Source organism: Shewanella canadensis (genome assembly GCF_003966225.1).
Classification (GTDB): Bacteria; Pseudomonadota; Gammaproteobacteria; order Enterobacterales; family Shewanellaceae; genus Shewanella; species Shewanella canadensis.
In genome coordinates this window covers 56,805-78,501 of record NZ_RXNU01000009.1, presented here as the reverse complement: position 1 = coordinate 78,501, position 21,697 = coordinate 56,805, and the positions used below count along the sequence as shown (strand labels likewise).

At 45.4% G+C, this 21,697-nt stretch carries 13 protein-coding genes and 1 pseudogene; 9 read left to right on the top strand and 5 right to left on the bottom strand.

Annotated elements, in window-relative coordinates; all coding sequences use genetic code 11:
- Window positions 1-97 precede the first annotated feature (97 nt).
- Entirely contained in the window at window positions 98-2,779 is a 2,682-nt protein-coding gene (locus tag EKG38_RS16395; protein ID WP_126521306.1) for a TonB-dependent receptor, read from the top strand.
- Window positions 2,780-3,447: 668 nt separating this feature from the next.
- Here the strand turns inward: EKG38_RS16395 and yfcC are convergent.
- The 3 genes from yfcC to EKG38_RS16380 form a co-directional block, all read right to left on the bottom strand.
- A complete protein-coding gene (yfcC, locus tag EKG38_RS16390) occupies window positions 3,448-4,989 on the bottom strand; it encodes a putative basic amino acid antiporter YfcC (RefSeq protein ID WP_126521305.1) in 1,542 nt (513 codons plus the stop codon).
- A gap of 176 nt (window positions 4,990-5,165) precedes the next feature.
- On the bottom strand, window positions 5,166-6,617 hold the full coding sequence (panF, locus tag EKG38_RS16385; protein ID WP_126521304.1) for a sodium/pantothenate symporter: 1,452 nt from the start codon (window positions 6,615-6,617) through the stop codon (window positions 5,166-5,168).
- Window positions 6,610-6,801 carry a YhdT family protein gene (locus EKG38_RS16380; RefSeq protein ID WP_126521303.1) on the bottom strand — a complete coding sequence of 64 codons (192 nt, stop codon included), beginning with the start codon at window positions 6,799-6,801 and terminating at the stop codon, window positions 6,610-6,612. Before EKG38_RS16380 ends, panF begins: the two co-directional genes overlap by 8 nt.
- Window positions 6,802-7,459: 658 nt before the next feature.
- On the opposite strand from EKG38_RS16380, the gene EKG38_RS16375 reads away from it, so the two are divergent.
- Window positions 7,460-8,371 carry a LysR family transcriptional regulator gene (locus EKG38_RS16375; RefSeq protein WP_126521302.1) on the top strand — a complete coding sequence of 304 codons (912 nt, stop codon included), beginning with the start codon at window positions 7,460-7,462 and terminating at the stop codon, window positions 8,369-8,371.
- Window positions 8,355-8,593, top strand: a pseudogene (locus tag EKG38_RS25240) (LysR family transcriptional regulator); the annotation flags it as partial. The gene EKG38_RS16375 and the pseudogene EKG38_RS25240, both read left to right, overlap by 17 nt.
- An 83-nt stretch (window positions 8,594-8,676) precedes the next feature.
- Here the strand turns inward: EKG38_RS25240 and focA are convergent.
- Complete coding sequence (gene focA / locus EKG38_RS16365) at window positions 8,677-10,152, bottom strand: formate transporter FocA (RefSeq protein WP_126521301.1); 1,476 nt, start codon at window positions 10,150-10,152, stop codon at window positions 8,677-8,679.
- Window positions 10,153-11,084: 932 nt separating this feature from the next.
- Here focA and EKG38_RS16360 point away from each other — a divergent pair.
- The 3 genes from EKG38_RS16360 (at window position 11,085) to pflA (ending at window position 16,345) form a co-directional block, all read left to right on the top strand.
- Entirely contained in the window at window positions 11,085-12,617 is a 1,533-nt protein-coding gene (locus EKG38_RS16360; RefSeq protein WP_126521300.1) for a DUF3360 family protein, read from the top strand.
- Window positions 12,618-13,223: 606 nt separating this feature from the next.
- On the top strand, window positions 13,224-15,506 hold the full coding sequence (gene pflB, locus EKG38_RS16355; protein ID WP_126521299.1) for a formate C-acetyltransferase: 2,283 nt from the start codon (window positions 13,224-13,226) through the stop codon (window positions 15,504-15,506).
- Window positions 15,507-15,604: 98 nt separating this feature from the next.
- The gene (pflA, locus tag EKG38_RS16350; protein ID WP_126521298.1) at window positions 15,605-16,345 is read left to right on the top strand and encodes a pyruvate formate lyase 1-activating protein; all 741 of its coding nucleotides are present in this window, start codon (window positions 15,605-15,607) and stop codon (window positions 16,343-16,345) included.
- 45 nt (window positions 16,346-16,390) lie between these two features.
- Here pflA and yfbV read toward each other — a convergent pair whose 3' ends face one another.
- The gene (yfbV, locus tag EKG38_RS16345; RefSeq protein WP_126521297.1) at window positions 16,391-16,834 is read right to left on the bottom strand and encodes a terminus macrodomain insulation protein YfbV; all 444 of its coding nucleotides are present in this window, start codon (window positions 16,832-16,834) and stop codon (window positions 16,391-16,393) included.
- Window positions 16,835-17,028: 194 nt separating this feature from the next.
- On the opposite strand from yfbV, the gene ackA reads away from it, so the two are divergent.
- From ackA to EKG38_RS16330, 3 genes are all read left to right on the top strand, one after another.
- Window positions 17,029-18,228 (top strand): acetate kinase, encoded by a 1,200-nt coding sequence (gene ackA, locus EKG38_RS16340; RefSeq protein ID WP_126521296.1) that lies wholly within the window; start codon window positions 17,029-17,031, stop codon window positions 18,226-18,228.
- An 88-nt stretch (window positions 18,229-18,316) separates the two neighbouring features.
- Window positions 18,317-20,458 (top strand): phosphate acetyltransferase, encoded by a 2,142-nt coding sequence (pta, locus tag EKG38_RS16335; protein WP_126521295.1) that lies wholly within the window; start codon window positions 18,317-18,319, stop codon window positions 20,456-20,458.
- Between the two features lie 408 nt (window positions 20,459-20,866).
- On the top strand, window positions 20,867-21,298 hold the full coding sequence (locus tag EKG38_RS16330; protein WP_126521294.1) for a hypothetical protein: 432 nt from the start codon (window positions 20,867-20,869) through the stop codon (window positions 21,296-21,298).
- Window positions 21,299-21,697 lie beyond the last annotated feature (399 nt).

The following is a 21,697-nucleotide window of genomic DNA, read 5'->3' as shown; positions in this document are numbered from 1 at the left end:
AACATGTGTAAAAACTATTACAGTATCTGCTAAATAAAAATAAACAATTGAACATCTAATAATTAAAAACCGATGTAAGTGTCAGGGAGAAAACAAAATGTTGCCGAATTCTAAATTGGCTAAAGCTGTTCGTTTTGCATTAATTACTGGGGCAGCTACTGCCGCATTAAGTGCACCTGCAGTATATGCCGCAAGTGATGAAGAGTCAGTAGAACGTATTCAAGTTACAGGTTCTCGTATTAAGCGTACCGATATGGAAACAGCGACGCCTGTTACCGTACTAAGCGCAGATGATATGGCGAAGCAAGGCTTCACCAATATTCAAGATGCGCTAGAGAGTCTAACCTCTACTACAAGTGCGATGACAACTCAGTCTGTTCATGGTTTCACACCTGCAGCATCATCTATCAGTCTACGTGGCGCAGGCGCTAACCGTACATTGACACTTATCGATGGCAAGCGTTTGAACCAGTATCCTAAACCAGCTGGCGGTACCGATAACTTCGTCGATACAGCAAACCTTCCAATGGAAGCCGTTCAGCGTATCGAGATCCTCCAATCGGGTGGTTCGGCTGTTTACGGTGCCGATGCCGTTGGTGGTGTGATTAACATCATCCTAAAGAAAGATTTCGAAGGTGTTGCACTTAAGTATCGCCATGGTGATACATCTGAAGGTGGCGGAGGAAGTGACCGTGTTGCACTATCTCTAGGTTCATCATCTGATCGTGGTAACGTTTCAACTTTCATCGAATTTACAACTAACGAGCAGTTAAAAGCAACTGACCGTGAAAACTTCGGCCTTCATACCGATAAAGTTCCTTACAGCGAATACTCACAGTACAGTTCATACGGTGCACGTATCGCAGGTGGCAGTGGTGCTAAAGCTCTGACTCCTGAAGAGTGTACTGCAGGCGGTTGGTTCTGGGATGCAGCTCGCAGCATCTGTGGTTTCGATCGTTCACAGTGGCGTGACCTTGAGCCTGAAAGCACACGTTTCATCAGCTCAACAAATTTCAACTATGAGCTTGCCGATGACGTGACCTTTGTTGGTCGTCTTGATTTTGCAGAAGCAAAATCGACTACCCGCATCGAGCCTATGGCAATCAACGACTATGACATCAATGTCGCCGGTGACAACGTTACCGTTAGTGCAGGTGATCTAAGCAAGACATTCAACAACAAAGCAACCGCGCTAGGTGGTGACTTTGCCAATGCTGAAGATGGCGATTACTACTATGTCCGCCGTCTACATGAGTTTGGCAACCGTATGGGTGAAACAAAAACCCGTAACTACTTCTTCACAGCCGGTCTTCAAGGTGTACTAGCTGATGAATATGATTGGGACGCCTCAGTTAACTACGGCCGTACCAATGTCGACGTTTTCCGTGGTGGATACGCTACTATAGCTGGTATGTTTGACTACATCACAGATGGTGAAAACGGCAACTCACTGCTTAAAAACATGAATGCTGAAGATGTAGAGGCTGCTTCTTACACGCCATTCGAGCGAGCTCAGTCAACTCAGAAAAACGTACAGGCAAACATCACAGGTACTGCATTTGAAATGCCTGAAGGGGACGCACTGTTCTCATTTGGTGCCGAATACACAGAGCAAGATTACGAGACTGAGTCAGATTCTGAATCTGCGAAAGGTAACATCTTGACTACCGGTGGGTCTTCAGGTGCCGGTGATCGCTCTTACTGGGCAAGTTACGCCGAACTAAGCATTCCTGTACTTGAGGTGCTGACTATCGATGCGGCAGTTCGTTATGATAACTACAGTGACTTCGGTGGTAATTTATCACCTCAAATCGCTATTGAATATCGTCCAATGGATGAGTTACTTGTTCGTAGTTCTATCAGTTCTGTATTCCGTGCACCAGATATGCACCGTGTATATGGCGATGCGACCAATGGTTTCACTCAGGTTATCGATTTCAAGCAGTGTCTGGCTATGGGTGGCACACCAGCTCAAACTCATCCGGATCCAAGGATCAACGAGATATGTAATGAGCTACATATCGACACAACGACCGGTGCTAACAAAGAACTTGAAGCTGAAACTGGCTACACAGCTAACATAGGTGCTGTATGGGGTGGTGATTCACTCAATGCTTCATTCGACCTTTGGGAGTGGAAGCTTGACGATATGGTTAGCGATATCAGCGCCAGCAAAGCAGCACGTGAATATGAGCAATATGAAGACATGATCACTCGTGATGATGAAGGCACTATTACTCATGTTAACGCAGTTGCACAAAACCTTGCATTCCAAAAAGTTCGTGGTATCGATATGACTGCCGGTTACGCTTGGGATCTTAACGAGTTTGGTGAGCTAAAACTAAACTTCAACGGTACCTACATTCTATTGTCTGAAGGCCAACTAGCGCCAACTGATCCTGTAGAAGATGATATCGATAATGGCGGTCTACCTCAGTACCGTGCAAACTTGATACTTGGTTACTTCATCGAAGACTTCGAAACAACACTTGGCGCATACCATACAGCTCGCATGCACGGTATGCAGTACAAGTCATTCAAAGAGTCTGCGGGTGATGACTTTGACGAAAGTGCACATGAAGTTGCTTCACAGACTAAGTGGAACCTGACTGCTGGTTATAGCATCACTGATGACATAAAAGTAAAAGCAGGTGTTGTTAACCTGTTTGACGCCGGTCCAAACTTTGATCCAACAGCAACTAGCTGGCCTCACTACCAGCGTTCAGTATATAACGCACGTGGTCGTGAGTGGTTCTTAGAAGGTGAAGTTAAGTTCTAATCAATAGATTAAACTGACGTTCTAACCAGAACTAACTTGTAATAACAACGGCATCATTAGATGCCGTTTTTTTATGTCATTAAACCGTTATAAATATCTGCTCACATACCCTGTCACAATCTGTTCAGCATTTTAATTACCAACACCTATATGTTTAAACTCACCTCATTTATGCTCGAGACTGTCTCACACGCTCGTTATAACGCTTAGGCTCGAGTATGCTTCATATTTTATGCCTAAGCGACTAGGACCGTAGTTAGTTAGGTTTAGCGCCATAGCGTTAAAACTCGCCTCTCTGGAGTATTTTCCGGAAGCTTCCTTCTGCGCTGAATTCACTCGACAGGGTTCACCATTCATTCTCTGATCATAAATAGCCAGATAACGTGTAGATTCTCTCACTTTCTTAAACCTATTGGCGATGACTGATAAAGTGCTAGTTTGGGAGATAAACAGACTGAAGATTGGCAACAATTACTCATAAAAAAACGGCATCCTAAGATGCCGTTCTTACAAACTGATTAAGCTTAGGCCTATCACCTCAATTAGCTAAACCCCATATAGTGGGCTCCCACAACGACCACACTAGACAGGATAAACAGCGCTAACATCAACCTCGAGATAAACTTAAGGCTGTCACCTCAATCGCCCCACAGACTTCAATGTCCTAATTAGCTAAATCCCATATAGTGGGCTCCCACAACGACCACACTGGACACGACAAACAGGGCTAACATAAACCGCCAGATAAACTTAAGCCAATCCCCCCAATCGACCCGGCATACACCTAAAGTGGCCATAAGTGACGCCGATGTCGGCACGAGTACATTAGTAAAGCCATCCCCCAATTGAAATGCCAACACGGCGACCTGTCTTGTCACGCCGACGATATCGGCAAGAGGCGCCATCAGGGGCATGGTTAAGGCCGCCTGGCCCGAGCCCGAAGTCACAAAGAAGTTGAACACCGACTGAAACAGCAACATAAACCAGGCTGACAGAGCATCTGGCAGATAACCGATAACATTACCGGCACTGTTTAAAATCGTATTAAGCACACTGTTTTCAGTCGGCCCGCCTCCTCCGAGTAGGATCAATATTCCCGACGCACACCCGACCAGAACAGCCGGCTCAAGCATCGTCGCCGCGCCCTGCTTAAAACTCACCGCAATTTGGTTAACGGTCAAGCCGTTCAGTTTAAACAAGACCCCTATTATGCCAACCACAATACCCATGGTAAAAAACTGACTGGCAATCTCAGGAATAAACCAGGCTTGGGCTACGACGCCCCAGATAACCCAAACAACGGTAGCGACTATGGTGAACAGCACTAAAAAGTCACCTAGGTTAAAACGGCTGTCTAAACTGGCTTTACTCTGGTTTTCTCGAAAAAAAGCATCGCTGTGATAACTATAGGAACGCTCGGGGGTCAGCCTGATGTTATTGGCATAACGCATGGTAAAAATCAGCCCCATCAAGGTAAACCCGGCCCACATTATGACTCTCACTCCGGAGCCAGAAAGTACCGGCACGCCAGCGATCCCCTGAGCAATCGCGACACTGAAAGGGTTCATCCAGGAGCTCGCAAACCCTACCTGAGTGGCGACGTAGGTGACCATCACAGTGGTGATACCATCGTATCCCAGCCGTATCATCAAGGGGCAGATGATGATAGCAAATGCGATGGCTTCCTCTCCCATTCCAAAAACGGCGCCACCGAGAGAGAAGAGAATAAATATCACCGGAATAAACAGCATCTCATTGCCGCGGGTTTTATCGATAAGTCTTAGGATACCGTTATCTATGGTACCTGTGGCCATCACAACGCCGAAGGAGCCGCCTATCACTAACATAAACATGATAACGCCGATGGCACTGCCCCACTTTGAGCCGGACACTAACCCCTCGAAGGCAAAGTTAAAGAACCCCGTCCCTCCTCCGCCTTCAAACAGAGCAACCGGTGCCAGTTTTGGCTCGCCCGCTTCATTCAACGCATATGAAAATGAGCTTGGGTCGATAACACTCCGGCTTTTCTCTACACCATCGGCGAGATAGCTGACATCCTGAGTTTGAAACGATCCTGTCGGAACAATATAGGTGAGCAGTGCTGCAGCCAGTGCCACAAAAAAGATGATGACCAGTGTATCCGGCATCTGCCAACGAGTAGCGGCGCTTGAAGTGTGATCGTGAGGAGATGTTGAAGCAGATGTGTCCATGGTGGGCCCATTGTTATTATTATATGGCCGCAAATATAAACTAATTCGGGGTGGGTTCAAAGCCTAAATCGAGCAATTAGCCTGGTCCATCGGACGCCGATAAGACCCCCGCATCGGAATACCTAATTGTGAGGATGCCCCCGTATACCTATGTACAAGGGGCGGAGTGAAAAGAACTAGCTTACAGTTTCCGCACTTAGCTTACGGCGAATCATCATTGTTGAAAAATGTGACAACAGCATAACCACAAGGGATACCGACAGGGCCGGAACAATGGGATGGACGCCCCACATAAACAGAGGATTAAACTGCAAAGCTAAGTAACTGATTAAACCGGAAACCATAGACAAGAGTGCGCTATGACCTTTTAACTCTTTGAAAAAAACGCCAGCTATAATTGGCCAGAGAAAAACCGCCTGCAGCGCGCCAAATGCAGCCAGATTAATCCAGACTATCATCTGTGGCGGCTCGATTGCCCAGTAGGTGGCAATGGCCGTGATAATCAACATAGCGACGCGCGTTAGCATAACTTGTTTCGCGGGCCTCATGTCAGGACTTATCCTGACAGCCCCATCTCTCACCAGACTCACAGCAGACTGGAGTAACATAGAATCGACAGAAGACATGACGGCGGCGATGGGAGCGGCCAGTAGAACACTTGCCCAGAACGGATTCATTAGACCGGAAATCAATGTTGGCATGATCTCATCGGGCACGGTCAAATCTGGATAAAGCGCCCTACCCAATACGCCACACACATGAGGAATAAACGTCATCAGAAAACAGATAATCGTCCCCCACACCATGCCTCTCCTAAGTGAAGCTTTATCTTTTACCGCCAACAAACGCACCAGAGTATGGGGTAAGCCCATGGTACCAAAACAGATAAGTATCCAAAATGACAACATCATGGGCCAACCAAGATAATCATTTACACCGTGAGGGCTCAGCATGTCAGGGGACTGTTTACTGACCTCACCCATCAACTCCGGTAAAGAGCCCTGGCTCAACACAACCGCAAATAACACGATTAAACCAAGCAACATGATCATTCCCTGAAGCGCATCTGTGATGACCACGGCCCTGAAGCCTCCCGTCAGGGTATAAGCCAGCACAGTGATAACAAATAAACCCAACCCTAGCTCATAACTGATACCACTGACCCCGGAGAACATTCTGGCTCCGCCGATAAACTGCACCGAGATCATCGCCACAAAGCCTACAACCAGACTAATTATGGCCAACCAACTTAACCAGCGATTGTGATAACGGTCTTCGAGCCATTCAATTAACGTCGAATGCTGCTTTTTTCGCTGACTTAAAAACTTGGGGCCAAGCACGCCTAAGGTCAGTATCGCCACCGGGACTTGGATAAGGGCTAACCATACCCAACCCAACCCCATCTTATAGGCGGCTCCCGGACCTCCGATAAATGAGCTGGCACTGGTATAAGTGGCGACTAAGGTTAGCGCCAACATGGGGCCATTGAGAAACTGTCCCCCGATAAAAAATCGTTTCGCTCTGTCCTGATATAGCGTACCTGAGGCTTTAGCACCTGTAGCGCTCCAGCAACGAGTGACGATAAGACTCAAGATAAGGTAGATAAATACCGGCAATAGATTAATCATCAATTTTGCCTATAAGCTTGATGAGTAGCGCAATCAGCATCAATGGAGCGCCGATACAAGACAGCCAAAACCATAGCGGCACGCCATACCAAAGCGCATGGCTGTCGAATAACAGTGGGCCTGTGCACCATAAACAGAAGTAACCAAAGGTTAGGGTTAACGCAGTTTTGGAAAGTGAAGACATAATGAAAACAGGAAATAAATCAGATGGACGATTCTAGTCAAAACAGGATATTCAGGCCAGTTTTATTCATCGTAATTGAGAGGATGTTCCCTTTCTTCCTTTGCTAACTAAGAGTGTTCCGTGACTCTGGCCATGTTTTATAACCCTTTGTTCTCGGTAATGTCGATAAAATAGACGGCAATTGGCACTAATAATAGGAAGATTTTAGTGTCTGCTTAATTTGAACTTAGGCAATTTTGAATTCGCTCCGATGACAAGTTACAAAAAGCTAAAGTCAGATACACTCGATAGAATGATTAACTTCTCTATATGTATTTAATTGATGAAAATCCGTATTTTCATATGCGACTTTTACATCTGCTTCTCAAAGAGGAGGTCACTATTCAGTTCTTTGATGACCACATCCTCAAGGATGTTCCAAAATATAAAGTGATGTTAGTGTCGATAAGTTGTGGAAAAATTAAGGTAAATTTAATATTCAGCCTCAACAAGCCACTCACAAGTCTAAAAACAGTGAACCCTCTCTAACTTCTGCATTCCCGATATCGAGTTCGCTTGTGAATAGATGAAACAGGCTCTAAAATCAAAGCTTAACAGTATCAATTTTATTGATAGTTTCATTTTATATAAATTTCAGATAGGGAAGCCCACTCACCAGATGAAGTATTCACTCAAGCAAATCAGCGTTTTTGATGCCGTAGCCAGTCTAGAGAGCGTTAGTGCTGCCGCAAGAAAACTTTCAATGACACAGTCTGCCGTGAGTATGTCTCTGGGGCAGCTGGAAAATTTGCTAGGCCGACCACTTTTTATCCGTCAGGGAAATCGGCTGACCTTAAGCCACTGGGGAAATTGGCTACGCCCTAAGGCAAGGCGTTTACTTCAAGATGCACAACAAATTGAATTAGGCCTTCACGAACAACACCTTATAAGTGGTAGATTCAGATTATGCTCGAGCCAAACAGCGGCAGAGCATCTTTTACCCGAACTCATCAGTCGAATTGATACGGATTTCCCTGAACTTCGAATCGATTTAACGGTAGAAAATACCGAAAATGTCGTCGACGGCCTGCTAAATTATGAATTCGATTTAGGGATCATCGAAGGGCGCAATGATGACAGTCGACTGCATCAGGAGCAGTGGATAGATGATCACCTCGTTGTGATTGCATCGCCTCACCATCCTTATGCTAAATACGAAAGCACGAGCCTGTCTCAACTTGAACAGGCAAAGTGGGTATTACGCGAACAAGGCGCCGGCACACGACGAATCTTTGAGGGCGCCATTCATGGTGTCATCGAAAAACTAACGGTATGGAAAGAGTATGAACACGTGCCTCTATTGAAGTCACTGGTTAAAAACGGATTATATCTGAGCAGCCTCCCCTTCCTAGATGTAGAAAAAGATGTGGCAAACGGCGAGTTAGTTATTCTATCGACGCCTCAGTTAAATATGCAGCGGCATCTCTCTTTTGTCTGGCGCAACGACTCGGGCGAAAATCCGCTACGTGATTGCATTATTACCGAGGCACGCCGCTTGAGCCGCAGCCGCCAAATTAGAAATCAGGGTTAAAAGCAGCCATTACTTTAGTGGCGAACCCATTTTATATGTTGAAATACATGCGCGAATGACGAATTAGTTTATCTATCGACATCACAATCTAATATGCAGCGGCATCTCTCATTTGTCTGGCGCAACGACTCGGGCGAGAATCCGCTACGTGATTGCATTATTACCGAGGCACGCCGATTGAGCCGCAGCCGCCAAATTAGAAATCAGGTTAAAAACACTTAGCTCAGAAATCAAAACTAAAAAAAGGGCTGCCTATTTCAATTAGGCAGCCCTTCGTTCCAGAGAATAAATGTCACTTCAAAGCATTACACCTTATAAATATCACACACCTTCTGCGCAATCGCTTCACGGGTAATAACACCGCAAAGCACGCCCTTATCTACCACCGGAAATGCACTGGGTTTGCTGGCAGAGGCAAAGCGCAGGCGCTCTTCATAGCTCTTATAGGTAGTGCCCATTAAAATGCCGCTGTCGTTAACGGGGAACAGTTTACTGCGATCGACCACCATCAACTCGATTAATTCTGATACCGAATCCTGAGGCGATACCGTTAACACCTCCGTCTGCATCAGGTCACTCACCTTATCAGACACACCTCTGGCAAACTCTTCAGACCATAGGCGTCGAAGCAGGTCCTGTTGCGACACAAACCCAAGCAGGCGCTGCTTATCATCTAATACCGCCGCACTGCGACTATTTTCATCGGTAAGCAGCTTTAAACCCGCATAAACGGATAACTCAGGTGAGATCGTCATTGGCTTAGGATCCATCAGATCTTGCACACGTAGTTTTTGAATGGTTTTTGGCATTTTTGGCAGTTCTCCAGAACTAGAAACGGAATATAGATGTGTAGGGCTAGTAAGTTGTGTAAAGCATTTAGCAAGGGGTTGTTGCTCAGGTTTAACGGCATGTTCAATCAACCAGTAACCTAACCCGACAAACGCCCCCCCCCCGACAATATTTCCTAATGTCACGGGAATAAGGTTGTTAAAAATAAAATGTTTGAGCGTTAAATCAGAATATTGTGCAGCCGTGACCCCCAAGGAAGTGAAGAACTCAGGGGAGGCTAAATGTTGAATCGAGATCCCAAGTGGCACCATAAACAGGTTGGCAATACTATGTTCGAACCCACTGCTGACAAACATCGCCACGGGTAACATGAGGAGTATGGCTTTCGTCAGCGCATCACGACTGGCAAACGTCATCCAAACTCCGAGACAAACCAACATGTTACAAAGCACTCCCAGCACAAAAGCCTGGAACCAACCGTGATGTAATTTATGTTGCGCTATGTTCAACGCATTCAAGCCCCAACGGCCTCCATCGAGTTCATACATGCGTGCTGCCATAATGAGGGTCAGCATCAGCAAGGCGCCCAAGAGGTTCCCCAGATAGACTCTCAGCCAACATTTAAGCAACTCTCGGGTAGAGACTTGCTTCTGCGCCCAAGCCACACTACTTAGTACCGTGCTGGTAAACAGCTCTCCACCACAGATCACCACAAGCATTAAACCCAGACTAAACGCCAAGCCTCCTACCAGACGGACCATTCCCCAAGGACTGGTGCTGCTGCCAGTCGTCACTGTGATATAAAAAACAAAGGCTAAAGCGATGAAAGCGCCAGCAAAGGCTGCAAGTCCAAACGATTGCCAGACCGCCTTTACCACTTTTGACTGCCCGTAAGTCTCTGCTTGTTGGTAGAGAGATAGCATTGGCTTCTTATTCTCAACACCATTTGGTGTAACAAGAGGGATCGCGCTTACTTTTTGTTGAGACGTCATTTACACACCTGCCCGTGTAAATACTCGTGAGTGGAACTTGCTAACTGGCATAGAGCTCTCCTGTTAATTCTTTAACCTGCTATGTAGGGCTAAAACGTTAACGTGAACAGAGAGTGAATAAAATTTGATAATTATGATGGTCGCCATCAGCAAAATTGATAGCCAACTTAAAATGTTTCAATTTGTTAAAGTTTTCGCCACTAGAAAAGCATCAGTAATACATTGTTTATTAACAGTTTTACTTGTTTGACATCAACAGTAGTTTAGTAGCCCTTTTTATAACCAGGCCAAACTAACCGCTCGCCTTCAAGCTCTGACATCAGCAGAAACAAGCTCAATTGATGGGTTATAAGTTGTTTTGATGGAAAAAACGAGTGAACAGTAAGCCATTGAAATTTTGCAGATTTAAAGAATTACCCGGCCATAAAAACCGCAGAATAGTGAGCGCAGTCACAAATTGCCACCGACTCATGCCGCCCAAGCTCACACTTCGAGCGAGCACGGTGATCGCGCACAGGTAAAAGCACCAAAAACCGCAGACTTCACAAACTTCTGCCCAGTGTGAGCCCGCAATAAGCAATATGCATGCCTATGCGATGATTATTTAGCGATCACTATATAAGTTGTTAAGTGGCTCCCAATTAGCCTAATCGACTGATTCAAGATTATTGATACTTAATGATGAGCCAGAATAGGTGTGTTAATATCTATGAGGTAAATTGGTCTTACCAATTTAACAAGTTTGTAAGGGACTATAGCTGTATGGATGATAAATTCGAGGACATTCGTGTTTATCTGACATTGCAGATGAGTTAACTATGTCGATAAGTCAACTACACTTAATCGGACTGCTTAAGTTCACTCTCAAGGATCACTCAAAGTTGTCATCACATCAGATGAATCACTATGTTCTTCTCGGAGAATGAGAAACTATGTCAGAAACAGTGAAAAACGAAGAAACAGAAGCCTCAAATCAGACCTATAAAGAGCTTCATCGCCCAGCCTCCGAGTTTGAAACTCGTGAAGAGTATCTGGACCACGAGCTAAAGATCATGAAACCCAAGCGCTGGGGATTAAACCTTCCGGGACGAGATTTTCGTTTTGAATGGGAAGATCTGGTTCCAGCCATTGCCGGCACCATAGGTATTACCGTGATGTATTCAGCTGTGATGGCTGCCTGGGCTTCCGGCCTTACTGAAAAATGGGATCACATCAATCTGGGCGCAGAATTTGCGATTCAGGTTGTACGAGTAGAAATGCTTATCCCTGCATTACTGTTCTGCATCATCAGTTCAGGGTTTATCAATCCCAGAGCCAACCTTGCCGGTAACCACGGCCCGATGATCCCACTTATCGGTGCTATCGCACTCGCCGGAGCTCACCCGTTGGCATTAGCCATTTTACTGGGTATCTTTGGACTCCTGCTCAGTTACGTTAAAGGAGGGTCCCGACTGGTGAACCTGACCAGTAGCGGAGTAGCAGGCGGTTTGCTGGTCTTCTTGGGCTTTATGGGCGCTAAGAGCCAGATAACCTCCCTGTTTGACTGGGCCGGTAGTCTGCAATCTAAACATGAACTCGATTACAGCCTGGGTTATGTCGCATTCTTTATTTTACTCGTTAATGTCATTCTTTATGCTTATCTTGCAAAAGTAGGTAAACGTTGGTTGGCAATTCCTTTGTGTTCGATTGCCGCTATTGCGCTTGCATTCGGCCTGGGAGCGGGACTGGATCTACAATTTGTGACCGAACCTGGTATCCCTAACCTTAACCCGGTTTACTGGTGGGGTTCGACCGAACAAGGCTGGCAACTAGGTTTGCCTAATACGGCTCACTTCATTGCATCATTGCCATTTGCCATTCTGGCCGTGGCGATGTGGTCTCCGGATTTCCTTGGACATCGAATTTTCCAAGAGCTTAACTATCCTAAGGGCACTGAAAAAGTATTGATGGATGTCGATGACACAATGACAACCTGTTCACTGCGTCAAATTGTCGGTACGGCGGTAGGTGGCGGTAACATCACCTCTTCATGGGGTACTTACATGATCCCCGCGGCGATTGCTAAACGTCCAATTCCGGCTGGTGCTATCTTACTCGGTTTATTGTGTATTATCGTTGCTGTACTCGGTTACCCAATGGATGTCACTGTATGGCGCCCGGTTATGTCTATCGCCCTTCTGGTTGGTGTTTTCTTGCCATTGCTTGAAGCTGGTATGCAGATGGTGAAAGACACTCAGAACAGCCAAGCGGCTGGTATCTGTATCTTTGCTGCATTTGTTGCCAACCCGGTATTGGCTTGGGCATTAACCATGTTACTGGATAATAACGGTCTGATTGGTGATAAAGAGAGAGCCAAAACCCTCTCGGTAGCCGACCGCTTAATCATCCCCGGTCTTGCATTCACAATCTGTCTTATCGCGATGCTTGCGGTAGGTATGATTAAAGGAATACCTGCTTTCCTATAACACTTTTGGGAACAGCTTCGGGCGAGGATGAATTCCTTCATTCCTCGCCCTTTTTCTCTTCTATAATTAATATCAGCTTTAGTGATAGCAAGAATAAATATTCGTTGCATACGCTCTGCACATTTTACCAAATCGATTCCATCTCACTTCCTGATTCGAACAGACAAGGGTCAGAAATCGAATTTTCAGGCGAGTCAGCATGATTGATTTGGTATGTGATCAGCTTAATAACTGACATTAACTCTGTATGCAAACACTAATTTGAGTGAAAACTGTTGGCTGGCTAACACTTTTTGAATTAACCGACCAAAACTCGGCCTATTTAAGATGCGGCGAATGTTTGCGTATGTTAATATTAGCCTGGTTAATTGGTCTTACCAATTATCTGGTAGCCGAAATTGTTATTAATGACGAGTGTCATATTATCGGTTAGCAAACAATCAGATTCTTCCGAAACTAAAACTTCGGAAAACAGTTCCCATCATCAGGGCGACACCATGAGGGGAGCTTTTTTAAGACTTAGCTATTGGTATATCGCTACCCTTGCTTTCAAAGCTTAAAGTCGATAACCAATAACCTCTATCTCAACGAGAAGGTATTTGTACGATGACCGAAAAAACTGAACAGTTTGCCAACGCATGGACAGGTTTCGCTTCTGGCGATTGGAAAACTGAAGTCAACGTTCGTGACTTTATTCAAGCCAACTACACTCCATATGAGGGTGATGAAGCATTCCTAGCCGAAGCAACTCCAGCGACCACCCAACTTTGGGATAAAGTGATGGTTGGGATCAAACAGGAAAACAGCACTCACGCTCCTGTTGATTTCGATACTAAAAAAGTATCAACAATTACATCACACGAAGCGGGTTACATCGAGCAAGAGCTTGAAACTATCGTCGGCTTACAAACCGAAGCTCCACTAAAACGCGCCATGCTTCCAAATGGCGGCATCCGTATGGTTGAAGGTTCTTGTAAAGCCTACGGCCGTGAACTGGACTCAGATGTTAAATACGTCTATTCAGAGCTACGTAAAACTCATAACCAAGGTGTATTCGATATCTACACACCTGAAATCATGCGTTGTCGTAAGTCTGGTGTCTTAACTGGTTTGCCTGATGCTTATGGCCGTGGTCGTATCATCGGTGATTACCGTCGTATCGCCCTTTATGGTATCGATTACCTGATGGCCGATAAGTTTGCTCAGTTTGGCTCACTTCAGGCTGGTTTCGAAACAGGTGTAGACTTGTCTTCAACGATGCAGCTTCGTGAAGAGATTGCAGAGCAGCATCGTGCACTAGGTCAGATGAAGCAGATGGCAGCCAGCTATGGTTTCGACATCTCTATGCCTGCAACTAACGCACAAGAAGCGATTCAGTGGACTTACTTCGGTTATTTAGCTGCAGTTAAGAGCCAAAATGGCGCAGCCATGTCTCTTGGTCGTACTTCAAGCTTCCTCGATGTCTTCATCGAACGTGACCTTAAAAATGGCACACTAACTGAAGAACAAGCTCAAGAGATGGTTGACCATTTCGTGATGAAGCTACGTATGGTTCGTTTCCTACGTACTCCTGAATACGATGAGTTATTCTCTGGTGACCCAATCTGGGCAACTGAATCTATCGCTGGTATGGGTGTTGACGGACGTACTCTGGTTACTAAATCGAGCTTCCGTTTCTTGCACACTCTATACAACATGGGTGCAAGTCCAGAGCCAAACATCACTGTATTGTGGTCAGAGAAGCTGCCATTACCTTTCAAAAAGTACTGTGCAAAAGTCTCTATCGACACTAGCTCAATCCAGTACGAAAATGATGATTTGATGCGTCCTGATTTCGCGTCAGATGACTATGCTATCGCATGTTGTGTTAGCCCTATGGTTGTAGGTCAGCACATGCAGTTCTTCGGAGCTCGAGCTAACCTTGCAAAAACAATGCTTTACGCTATCAATGGCGGCTTGGATGAAAAACTTAAGACTCAGATCGGTCCTAAGTTCGATGCCATCACATCTGAAGTTTTAGACTTTGATGACGTTATGGGTCGCCTTGACACCATGATGGATTGGTTAGCGACACAGTATGTCACTGCGCTTAACTCTATCCACTACATGCACGACAAGTACTCTTATGAAGCAGCCCTAATGGCACTTCATGACCGTGACGTTCGTCGTACTATGGCGTGTGGTATTGCCGGTCTTTCTATTGCTGCCGATTCACTTTCAGCAATCAAGTTTGCAACAGTTAAGCCAATCCGTGACGAGCACGGTATTGCTGTCGATTTCGACATCGAAGGTGATTATCCTAAGTTCGGTAACAACGATGCACGCGTCGATGACTTAGCGACAGAGCTTGTAGAGCGCTTTATGGCTAAAATCCGTAGCATGAAGATGTACCGTAACGCGATCCCTACTCAGTCAATTCTAACCATCACCTCTAACGTTGTGTACGGTAAGAAAACAGGTACGACTCCAGACGGTCGTCCAGCTGGCGCACCATTTGCTCCGGGTGCAAACCCTATGCATGGTCGTGACGAGAAAGGTGCGGTTGCATCACTAACTTCTGTTGCTAAACTGCCATTTGCTCACGCTCAGGATGGTATCTCATATACTTTCTCTATCGTTCCAAATGCGTTAGGTAAAGATGAAGACGGACGTCGCGCTAACTTAGCAGCTCTGATGGACGGTTACTTCGCTCATAATGACAGCCGCGAAGGTGGTCAGCACCTGAACGTTAACGTTATGAACCGTGAAATGCTTGAAGATGCAGTGGTTAACCCAGATAAATACCCACAGCTTACGATTCGAGTGTCAGGCTATGCAGTTCGCTTCAATGCATTGACTCCAGAGCAACAACAAGACGTTATCACTCGTACCTTTACTAAAGGTATGTAATACCCGATATCTTTATAGATAAACGGTAGATTTTTAACGTGATTAGACTAGGCTGTACGATACTTTAGTACAGCCTAATTTATAAAGAAGGAATCACAATGACAGTAAAAGGTCGGATCCACTCTCTGGAATCCTTTGGTACCGTAGATGGTCCAGGCATAAGGTTTATCACTTTTATGCAGGGATGTTTGATGCGTTGTCAGTACTGTCACAATAGAGATACATGGGACCTTCAAGGTGGCCGTGAAATTGAAGTAGATGAGTTGATGACACAGATTATCAGCTATCGACCATTTCTCGAAGCCAGTGGTGGCGGCGTCACAGCAAGTGGTGGTGAAGCCATACTGCAAGCTGAATTTGTCTCTTCTCTTTTCGAAGCCTGTAAGAAAGAGGGCATTCACACCTGCCTCGATACTAACGGCTTTGTCAGAAAATACACCCCGATAATCGATGAACTTCTCGATAATACAGATCTTGTGTTACTCGACATCAAGCATATTGACGATCAAAGACATATCGACCTCACTAGAGTCAGTAATCACCGCACCCTGCAGTTTGCAGAGCACCTAAATAAACGACAACAAAAAACCTGGATTCGTTATGTCGTTGTAGGCGGTTTTACCGATGACCTACCGTCGGCAAAAAAATTAGCCGAGTTTATCAAGCCAATGAAAAACGTGGAAAAAGTAGAGCTTCTACCCTACCACGAACTCGGAAAACACAAATGGGAAGCCATGGGTGAAGAGTATGAGCTGAACGACATATCTCCTCCCAGCAGTGAAACGATGGAAAAGATTAAACAAGTATTTATCGATGCAGGTATAAATGCCATTTACTAAATGTTTTAGATAACAATGTTGTCGAGGGATCACCAACTATAATAATTAAAGTTCTTCCCAATAATGTTCATCTAAACGTTCGAAAGCAGACTTTAAAATTAACGCCATGTCGAGATAACAAGCTCTCGGCCCCAGAGGACGACAATGGATCCCCATACTCGTTAGTTTAGTCGTCAGCTGATCGCACCAATCGAGTAGCGTTAACGGCAGAGGATGGCGAGCACGCCAACCAAGCCAGAGCAAACCTTGAATTGGCAGACTGATAAAAAATAGCGCGATAGTGATAGCTTGGGGCAAAAAAGCCCAACCATGAATATAGAGCTGACTCGATGCGGCCAACAGAGCAAGAAGTGGCATCAAGGGTACGGCTATCTGGGTAGCGCGAATGACGCGATACTCTGGAAAGTAGAAACTAAGTTGTCTGACCATAGGCCAAGTCTTCATATATCGATGACCTTCGCCCAGAGTTTTGAAAACTTTAATGCTCAATTTTACACCTAATTTATTGGGATACTGCTTTTACCATAGCACAAGCTGCAATAGAGCCCCAAGGCCTTGTAGTTGCTTAGTGAGTAGTTCCCGGCTCTGATATCAGAGCATATCTAGCGACTTCGACAATAATTGTCAATGAAGTCATTGTTGTTCAGTGGCTTTAAGCTCACTACTTTGCAAAAGGTTTAAACATGTCAAACAAACTGGTATTGGTACTTAACTGCGGTAGCTCGTCATTAAAATTTGCGATTATCGACGCCCTTACAGGTGATGACCAGATCTCGGGTCTTGCCGAATGCTTCGGTCTTGAAGACTCTCGTATCAAATGGAAAGTCGATGGCAAGAAACAGGAAGCGAGCTTAGGTGCATTCACCGCTCACCGTGAAGCCGTCGAATATATCGTTAACAAGATTCTGGGTGATCACCCACAAATTGCCGAGCAGATCCATGCTATCGGACATCGAATTGTACACGGTGGCGAGAAGTTCACTCAGTCTGTGATCATCGATGAGTCCGTTGTTCAAGGCATCGAAGATTGTGCGGCCCTGGCACCACTTCATAACCCAGCTCACCTTATCGGTATTCGTGCATCTCAAGCTTCTTTCCCTGAGCTTCCACAGGTCGCCGTGTTTGATACTGCGTTCCATCAAACCATGCCGGAAAAAGCCTTTATCTATGCCCTTCCTTACAAACTTTACCGTGAAAATGCTATTCGTCGTTATGGCATGCACGGTACGAGTCACCTGTTCGTTAGCCGTGAAGCGGCTAAAGCTATCGGTAAGGATATCGCAGACACTAACATTATCTGCGCTCACTTAGGCAACGGTGCTTCGGTTACTGCTATCAAAGGCGGAAAGAGTGTCGATACCTCTATGGGTATGACACCACTGGAAGGTTTGGTCATGGGTACACGTTGTGGTGATATCGACCCATCGATCATTCATCACTTGGTCAGCCGTCTGGGTTACACCTTAGATGAAGTTAACAACCTGATGAACAAGCAAAGTGGCCTATTAGGTATTTCAGAACTCACCAACGATTGCCGTGGCATCGAAGAGGGTTATGAGAATGGTCATAAAGGTGCAACATTAGCACTGGAGATCTTCTGCTACCGTCTGGCTAAATATATCGCTTCTTATACTGTCCCATTAGGAAAATTAGATGCTCTAGTATTCACTGGTGGTATCGGTGAAAACTCTGATCTAATTAGAGCTAAGGTGCTTAACCTACTTGAAATCTTTAACTTTGAAGTTGATGACGAACGTAACAAGGCGGCACGCTTCGGTAAGCAAGGTCAAATTACCACCGACAATGGCCCTATTGCTCTGGTTATCCCAACCAACGAAGAGTGGGTTATCGCAGAAGACGCAATGAGCCTTCTAAGCAAGTAAAGTATATGCCGACCACGAACTGAATGGTCGTCAGCAAACAGTTAGGCGTACCGAAAGTACGCCTTCAAAGCGTCACAAAGAGGTTTTTATGTCTCGCAACATTATGTTAATTCCTATCGGCACGGGTGTCGGTCTAACTTCTATCAGTTTGGGACTCGTTCGTGCTTTCGAACATCACGGCGTTAAAGTTCGTTTTTTCAAGCCTATTGCACAGCAACGTCCACATGATACTGGGCCAGAGCGCTCAACCACTATCTTAAGTAAGTCACCCACAGTTAACCCACTTGAACCATTTGATATGGCGCATGCGGAAAGTTTAATTCGTGGCGATCAAACTGATACCCTGATGGAGCAGATCATTGCTCGTGTCACCGAATATGCAGATGAAAGCGAGACGCTTGTCGTGGAAGGTCTGGTTCAAACCAGAAACCACCCATTCTCGAGCGAGATAAACTACGCCATTGCCAAGGCACTCGATGCGGATATCATTTTTGTCGCAACACCTGGTAATGAAAGTGCAACAGCACTGATGAACCGTCTTGAAATTGCTCATAATTCATGGGGCGGAAGCAAGAATAAACGTATTATTGGCGCGATTGTCAATAAGATTGGTGCACCGGTAGATAACGAAGGTCGCGCACGTCCGGACCTATCTGAAGTATTTGATCATCAAGACGTACAGCGTCCAGACGCTGCGAGTATGTTCCAACTTCCAGGAAAGAGCTCACTTCGTATTCTTGGTAGCGTGCCATATAATTTAGATCTTGTTGCACCACGTGCATCCGATCTGGCCAAGCACCTCAGTGCTAAGCTCATCAACGCCGGCGAAATGAACACGCGTCGCCTGCGTAAAGTGACTTTCTGTGCCCGAAGCATTCCAAATATGGTCACTCATATTAAGACCGATTCTCTGCTCGTGACCTCTGGCGACCGTTCAGATGTCATCGTATCAGCCTGTCTTGCAGCGATGAACGGCGTTAAGGTTGGCGCACTATTGCTGACGGGTAGTTATGAGCCTGAGCCTGAGATCATGGCTCTGTGTGAACAAGCCTTCGAAACGGGTCTGCCTGTATTCTTAATCGATACCAACACATGGCAAACGTCGCTTAATATCCAACGTTTCGATCATGAAGTTCCTGTCGATGATGCCGTACGTATCGAAGAGGTTCAGGAGTACGTTGCCAGCCATATTGACCAAAACTGGATTGCTACAGTCACTAAGAACTCACCTCGAGAGCACCGTTTATCACCACCAGCATTCAGATACAAACTGACTGAATTGGCACGTGAAGCCCGAAAAACGGTTGTATTACCGGAAGGTGCCGATCCACGTACCATCGAAGCGGCCAGTATCTGTTCTGAACGTGGTATAGCTAAGTGTGTGTTACTTGGTAATCGCGAAGAGATTGAGCGCATTGCCGTACGCCAAGGCGTTGTGTTGGGTGAAGGCGTTGAGATCATCGAGCCATCATCGGCGCGCGAACGTTATGTCGAGCCAATGCTTGAACTGCGTCGCCATAAAGGGCTGACAGAAGTCGTTGCACGTGAGCAGTTGGAAGACAACATGGTGCTGGGCACTATGATGCTGGCGCAAAGTGAAGTCGATGGCATTGTATCGGGTGCAGTTAACACCACAGCTCATACTATTCGTCCTCCACTGCAATTAATTAAAACGGCACCGGGCTCAAGCTTAGTCTCATCAATCTTCTTTATGTTGATGCCAGATCAAGTGCTTGTTTATGGTGATTGTGCGATTAACCCAGATCCAAACGCTGAACAGCTGGCAGACATCGCTATTCAATCAGCCGAGTCTGCTGCAGCCTTCGGTATCGAGCCAAGAGTCGCGATGATCAGCTACTCTACCGGTAGTTCGGGTACGGGATCAGATGTTGATAAGGTACGTGAAGCGACTCGTATAGCCAAAGAGAAGCGTCCGGACCTGATTATCGATGGACCGCTGCAATATGACGCTGCAGTCATGCCAAACGTGGCTCAGTCTAAAGCGCCTAACAGCCCTGTAGCGGGTCAAGCAACGGTATTTGTATTCCCAGACTTGAATACGGGTAATACGACGTACAAAGCGGTTCAACGAAGCGCAGACCTTATTAGTATTGGTCCAATGCTTCAAGGTATGCGTAAACCGGTCAATGACCTCTCTCGTGGTGCCCTGGTCGATGATATTGTCTATACCATTGCACTCACCGCCATTCAGGCATCTCAACAGAAATAAAGGTCACTCTTTATTGTCTGAGAGCCAGACACAAAGCCAATTTCTATCCATCCATGGGAAATTGGCATAAATGTTCCAGACATAAAAAAGCCTGTCATTGACAGGCTTTTTTTTACGCTAAAATAACTTGAAGCTGTACAAATACTGAATAAAACACTCAAACAGATGAATGCGTCACTTTTTAACCAGGCAATTAAAACCTTTAAAATCAACGGGTTAAAAGTTATGCATCTAGTCTTCAACATAGTTGTCCACAGATTTTGTGGATAACCATTAAAAGTTATCCATTCAGATATGCCTCATTTATCGAGCCGGGTCAAGCTTTATAAAAAATTTTTACACCTAAGCTTACTTGCCAATTCTAATAACAATAGCGATACTGGCTCAAACACATCCCTTGATAGACATATGAGAATAATCGCCCTACTCTGCTTAACCATTCTTTTCGGCTGTAGCCCTGACTCTTCAAATAGCGAGTCTAAGCGAACACCGGAAGATGTCTCTCTCGGTTTTTTTAATGCTATCTACGTCGATCGTGATGTCAACAAAGCACTTCAGTTTGTCGATGACCCAATGAAGAAAGTGTTAGCACATTATCATATTGCTGCATCTGTTCAACGCCATGTCCTTAACCTGTCCATGACTCAAGTTCAGATGGAGATCGAAGAGATTGACATCGATTTTTTCAGAAAGTTTACCGATGACGTCACCGTTATCGTCAAAATGCAAGGTTTGAAGGGAGGAGAACCCTGGATAGACGATAGAACTATCAGACTCCACAAGAAAGGCACTAAGTGGGAGATTATCGAGATTTTGCCTGAAAAAGGTAACCTGCATTAAGCCCATCATCTCAATAGATGAGTCATAACCGATAGTTCAAAAAAATAGCAACCTGAGGTTGCTATTTTTATCTCAGCCGAGGCTGGGTTAACTCTTGAATTGATGGATTAATCCTTAATCCAAAAACGCATCTTCATCCATTTCCAGAGGTAAAGATTCGATCACTTCATCTTGTACTTGATAGTATGCGCCTTCGTACTCTTGAATTTCCATAACAACTCCGAATTACTTTTGTAGGGTCTGAGGCATGTCATTTCTTTGATGACACTTTCCTGAGTAGGAAGAGATAGACATTCCACCAACTTCTTGAAACAAATTATATCAGGCATTTCGCCGGAGTTACACAAAACTTTCAGTTTGGTTCACCCGAAACGCCATAAAACATCATTAAAACTGTCA